Source organism: Psychrobacter sp. JB385 (genome assembly GCF_900163785.1).
GTDB lineage: Bacteria > Pseudomonadota > Gammaproteobacteria > Pseudomonadales > Moraxellaceae > Psychrobacter.
In genome coordinates this window covers 1-5,396 of sequence record NZ_FUKN01000003.1, presented here as the reverse complement: position 1 = coordinate 5,396, position 5,396 = coordinate 1, and the positions used below count along the sequence as shown (strand labels likewise).

Annotated in this window: 2 tRNA genes and 3 rRNA genes; all 5 read left to right on the top strand. The window is 49.1% G+C overall.

Annotated elements, in window-relative coordinates:
- Window positions 1-135 precede the first annotated feature (135 nt).
- The 5 genes from CZ794_RS02020 to rrf all read left to right on the top strand — a co-directional run bounded on the left by CZ794_RS02020 (window position 136) and on the right by rrf (window position 5,377).
- A 16S ribosomal RNA gene (locus tag CZ794_RS02020) occupies window positions 136-1,674 on the top strand.
- Between the two features lie 72 nt (window positions 1,675-1,746).
- Window positions 1,747-1,823, top strand: a tRNA-Ile gene (locus tag CZ794_RS02015).
- Between the two features lie 7 nt (window positions 1,824-1,830).
- A tRNA-Ala gene (locus tag CZ794_RS02010) sits at window positions 1,831-1,906 on the top strand.
- 339 nt (window positions 1,907-2,245) lie between these two features.
- Window positions 2,246-5,102: ribosomal RNA gene (locus CZ794_RS02005) — 23S ribosomal RNA — on the top strand.
- A 161-nt stretch (window positions 5,103-5,263) separates the two neighbouring features.
- Window positions 5,264-5,377, top strand: a 5S ribosomal RNA gene (gene rrf / locus CZ794_RS02000).
- Together the 16S, 23S and 5S rRNA genes with 2 tRNA genes alongside form the textbook arrangement of a ribosomal RNA operon.
- Window positions 5,378-5,396 lie beyond the last annotated feature (19 nt).

The following is a 5,396-nucleotide window of genomic DNA, read 5'->3' as shown; positions in this document are numbered from 1 at the left end:
ATTAACTATAAAAATTATCATTTAAGACAGCAGAAAAACTCAAAGTTAATTCATTACGAACATAATTTTTAGCGATTTTGCCAGATTAGATGAGCCAAGTTTAGAAGCTTCTTTAAAGAGCTTCATAGCAAGATTAAACTGAAGAGTTTGATCATGGCTCAGATTGAACGCTGGCGGCAGGCTTAACACATGCAAGTCGAGCGGTAACATTTCTAGCTTGCTAGAAGATGACGAGCGGCGGACGGGTGAGTAATACTTAGGAATCTACCTAGTAGTGGGGGATAGCTCGGGGAAACTCGAATTAATACCGCATACGACCTACGGGAGAAAGGGGGCAACTTGTTGCTCTCGCTATTAGATGAGCCTAAGTCGGATTAGCTAGATGGTGGGGTAAAGGCCTACCATGGCGACGATCTGTAGCTGGTCTGAGAGGATGATCAGCCACACCGGGACTGAGACACGGCCCGGACTCCTACGGGAGGCAGCAGTGGGGAATATTGGACAATGGGGGAAACCCTGATCCAGCCATGCCGCGTGTGTGAAGAAGGCCTTTTGGTTGTAAAGCACTTTAAGCAGTGAAGAAGACTCTTCGGTTAATACCCGGAGACGATGACATTAGCTGCAGAATAAGCACCGGCTAACTCTGTGCCAGCAGCCGCGGTAATACAGAGGGTGCAAGCGTTAATCGGAATTACTGGGCGTAAAGCGAGCGTAGGTGGCTTGATAAGTCAGATGTGAAATCCCCGGGCTTAACCTGGGAACTGCATCTGATACTGTCAGGCTAGAGTAGGTGAGAGGAAGGTAGAATTCCAGGTGTAGCGGTGAAATGCGTAGAGATCTGGAGGAATACCGATGGCGAAGGCAGCCTTCTGGCATCATACTGACACTGAGGCTCGAAAGCGTGGGTAGCAAACAGGATTAGATACCCTGGTAGTCCACGCCGTAAACGATGTCTACTAGTCGTTGGGTCCCTTGAGGACTTAGTGACGCAGCTAACGCAATAAGTAGACCGCCTGGGGAGTACGGCCGCAAGGTTAAAACTCAAATGAATTGACGGGGGCCCGCACAAGCGGTGGAGCATGTGGTTTAATTCGATGCAACGCGAAGAACCTTACCTGGTCTTGACATATCTAGAATCCTGCAGAGATGCGGGAGTGCCTTCGGGAATTAGAATACAGGTGCTGCATGGCTGTCGTCAGCTCGTGTCGTGAGATGTTGGGTTAAGTCCCGCAACGAGCGCAACCCTTGTCCTTAGTTACCAGCGGGTTAAGCCGGGAACTCTAAGGATACTGCCAGTGACAAACTGGAGGAAGGCGGGGACGACGTCAAGTCATCATGGCCCTTACGACCAGGGCTACACACGTGCTACAATGGTAGGTACAGAGGGCAGCTACACAGCGATGTGATGCGAATCTCAAAAAGCCTATCGTAGTCCAGATTGGAGTCTGCAACTCGACTCCATGAAGTAGGAATCGCTAGTAATCGCGGATCAGAATGCCGCGGTGAATACGTTCCCGGGCCTTGTACACACCGCCCGTCACACCATGGGAGTTGATTGCACCAGAAGTGGTTAGCCTAACCGTAAGGAAGGCGATCACCACGGTGTGGTTGATGACTGGGGTGAAGTCGTAACAAGGTAGCCGTAGGGGAACCTGCGGCTGGATCACCTCCTTATAGACAGCATTCGGTCAGCAAGAATTCACAACAAGTTGTTCTTTAGTTTAAGCTTACGTTTTAGGACGTATTGGGTCTGTAGCTCAGCTGGTTAGAGCACCGTGTTGATAACGCGGGGGTCAGTGGTTCAAGTCCACTTAGACCCACCATTTATATGGGGCCATAGCTCAGTTGGTAGAGCGCCTGCCTTGCACGCAGGAGGTCAACGGTTCGACTCCGTTTGGCTCCACCACTACATGACAAGCTTAGTATGCAAATACATATAGCAAGTATCAAATAGAAACAAGTGATTTGGATAAGATTACTTCTTTCTGTTTTATACGGAAATCTATGACTTGACGAGAGCATAGAGACTATTTAAAAACATAGATATGAGTCTGGGTTAGGAAGCGCGTGTTCACGCGCACTTCTTAACCTTAATAACTCACCTCTTAACGACATCAGTTGTTATCCCAGGGGTGAGTTATTAAAAAAGTAAAGAGAACTGAATCAAGCGTAAACATAGGTGATATCGTTATCATTAATTAGAGTGTATGACACTTAGAAGTCGAAAGACTACTTGGGGTTGTATGGTCAAGTAATGAAGCGCACATGGTGGATGCCTTGGCAGTCAGAGGCGATGAAAGACGTGACAGCCTGCGATAAGCTTCGGGGAGGCGGCAATATCCTGTGATCCGGAGATTTCTGAATGGGGAAACCCAGCTAGCATAAGCTAGCTATCTTATATTTATATAAGAGGCGAACGAGGGGAAGTGAAACATCTCAGTACCCTTAGGAATAGACATCAATTGAGATTCCCCTAGTAGCGGCGAGCGAACGGGGAGAAGCCGATTAGTACTAATGTAGAAGAACAGCGTGGGAAAGCTGACCGTAGTAGGTGATAGTCCTGTATTCGAAACATTAGCATTAACATATTAAGTAGAGCGGGGCACGAGAAATCCTGTTTGAAGATGGGGGGACCATCCTCCAAGGCTAAATACTCCTGACTGACCGATAGTGAACCAGTACCGTGAGGGAAAGGCGAAAAGAACCCCTGTGAGGGGAGTGAAATAGAACCTGAAACCGTGTGCGTACAAGCAGTGGGAGCCCACTTGTTGGGTGACCGCGTACCTTTTGTATAATGGGTCAGCGACTTATATTCTGTAGCAAGGTTAACCGTTTAGGGGAGCCGTAGGGAAACCGAGTCTTAATAGGGCGAATAGTTGCAGGGTATAGACCCGAAACCGAGTGATCTATCCATGAGCAGGTTGAAAGTGCCGTAACAGGCACCGGAGGACCGAACCCACTGTCGTTGAAAAGCCAGGGGATGACTTGTGGATAGGGGTGAAAGGCTAATCAAACTCGGTGATAGCTGGTTCTCCCCGAAAGCTATTTAGGTAGCGCCTCGGACGAACACCATTGGGGGTAGAGCACTGTTTCGGCTAGGGGGTCATACCGACTTACCAAACCGATGCAAACTCCGAATACCGATGAGTGATATCCGGGAGACACACAGTGGGTGCTAACGTCCATTGTGGAGAGGGAAACAACCCAGACCGCCAGCTAAGGCCCCAAATTCCTAGTTAAGTGGGAAACGAGGTGGGAAGGCATAGACAGCTAGGAGGTTGGCTTAGAAGCAGCCATCCTTTAAAGAAAGCGTAATAGCTCACTAGTCGAGTCGGCCCGCGCGGAAGATGTAACGGGGCTCAAACTAGGAGCCGAAGCTGCGGATTTGAATTTGTTTTCAAGTGGTAGGGGAGCGTTGTGTAAGCCTGTGAAGGTGTGTTGTAAAGCATGCTGGAGGTATCACAAGAGCGAATGCTGACGTGAGTAACGATAATGCGAGTGAAAAGCTCGCACGCCGGAAGATCAAGGGTTCCAGTCCAACGTTAATCGGGGCTGGGTGAGTCGACCCCTAAGGCGAGGCCGAAAGGCGTAGTCGATGGGAAATCGGTTAATATTCCGATACTTGTTTATGATGCGATGGAGGGACGGAGAAGGTTATGCCAGCCTGGCGATGGTTGTCCAGGTGGAAGGATGTAGGTTTATAGCTTAGGTAAATCCGGGCTATTATATACCGAGATCTGATAGCAAGCTGTACTTGTACAGCGAAGTGGCAAATACCATGCTTCCAGGAAAAGCTTCTAAGCGATAGTCATAAACGAATCGTACCCTAAACCGACACAGGTGATCAGGTAGAGAATACCAAGGCGCTTGAGAGAACTCTGCTGAAGGAACTAGGCAAAATGGTACCGTAACTTCGGGAGAAGGTACGCTGCTGATGGTGAAGGACTTGCTCCGTAAGCTATTGGCAGTCGCAGATACCAGGCTGCTGCAACTGTTTATTAAAAACACAGCACTCTGCAAACACGAAAGTGGACGTATAGGGTGTGATGTCTGCCCGGTGCTGGAAGGTTAATTGATGGGGTTAGCGTAAGCGAAGCTCTTGATCGAAGCCCCAGTAAACGGCGGCCGTAACTATAACGGTCCTAAGGTAGCGAAATTCCTTGTCGGGTAAGTTCCGACCTGCACGAATGACATAATGATGGCAGCGCTGTCTCCAGCAGAGACTCAGTGAAATCGAAATCGCAGTGAAGATGCTGTGTACCCGCGGCTAGACGGAAAGACCCCGTGAACCTTTACTACAGCTTTACATTGAACTTTGACCTGACTTGTGCAGGATAGGTGGGAGGCTTTGAAACCGAGACGCTAGTCTTGGTGGAGCCAATCTTGAAATACCACCCTGGTCATGTTGGGGTTCTAACTCAGGTATAACAATACCGAGGACAATGTATGGTGGGTAGTTTGACTGGGGCGGTCTCCTCCTAAAGAGTAACGGAGGAGTACGAAGGTGCGCTCAGACCGGTCGGAAATCGGTCGTAGAGTATAAAGGCAAAAGCGCGCTTAACTGCGAGACCCACAAGTCGAGCAGGTACGAAAGTAGGTCTTAGTGATCCGGTGGTTCTGTATGGAAGGGCCATCGCTCAACGGATAAAAGGTACTCTGGGGATAACAGGCTGATACCGCCCAAGAGTTCATATCGACGGCGGTGTTTGGCACCTCGATGTCGGCTCATCTCATCCTAGGGCTGAAGCAGGTCCTAAGGGTATGGCTGTTCGCCATTTAAAGAGGTACGCGAGCTGGGTTTAGAACGTCGTGAGACAGTTCGGTCCCTATCTACCGTGGGCGTTGGAAATTTGAGAGGATCTGCTCCTAGTACGAGAGGACCAGAGTGGACGAACCTCTGGTGTTCGGGTTGTCACGCCAGTGGCATTGCCCGGTAGCTACGTTCGGATGGGATAACCGCTGAAAGCATCTAAGCGGGAAGCCCACCTCAAGATTAGATTTCCCTAAAGAGCCGTTCAAGACTAGGACGTTGATAGGCAGGGTGTGGAAGCGCAGCGATGCGTGTAGCTAACCTGTACTAATTGCTCGTTTGGCTTGACCATACAACACCCAAGTGGTTTGTATCAAGTCTAATTAATCTATCTTGCAAAGCGTAAGCTTTGGAATAAAGAGAAAATATTTCGATATCACCTTAACCTTGATTCAGTTAGGTTATGTGGTACTTATTAAAGTCACACAAACAGACTCATATCTAACCCCCTTTGCTGACGACAATAGCACGATGGAACCACCTGATCCCTTCTCGAACTCAGAAGTGAAACATCGTAGCGCCAATGGTAGTGTGGTTCGCCCATGTGAGAGTAGGTCATCGTCAGCTCTCTATTCTGACTAGCCCC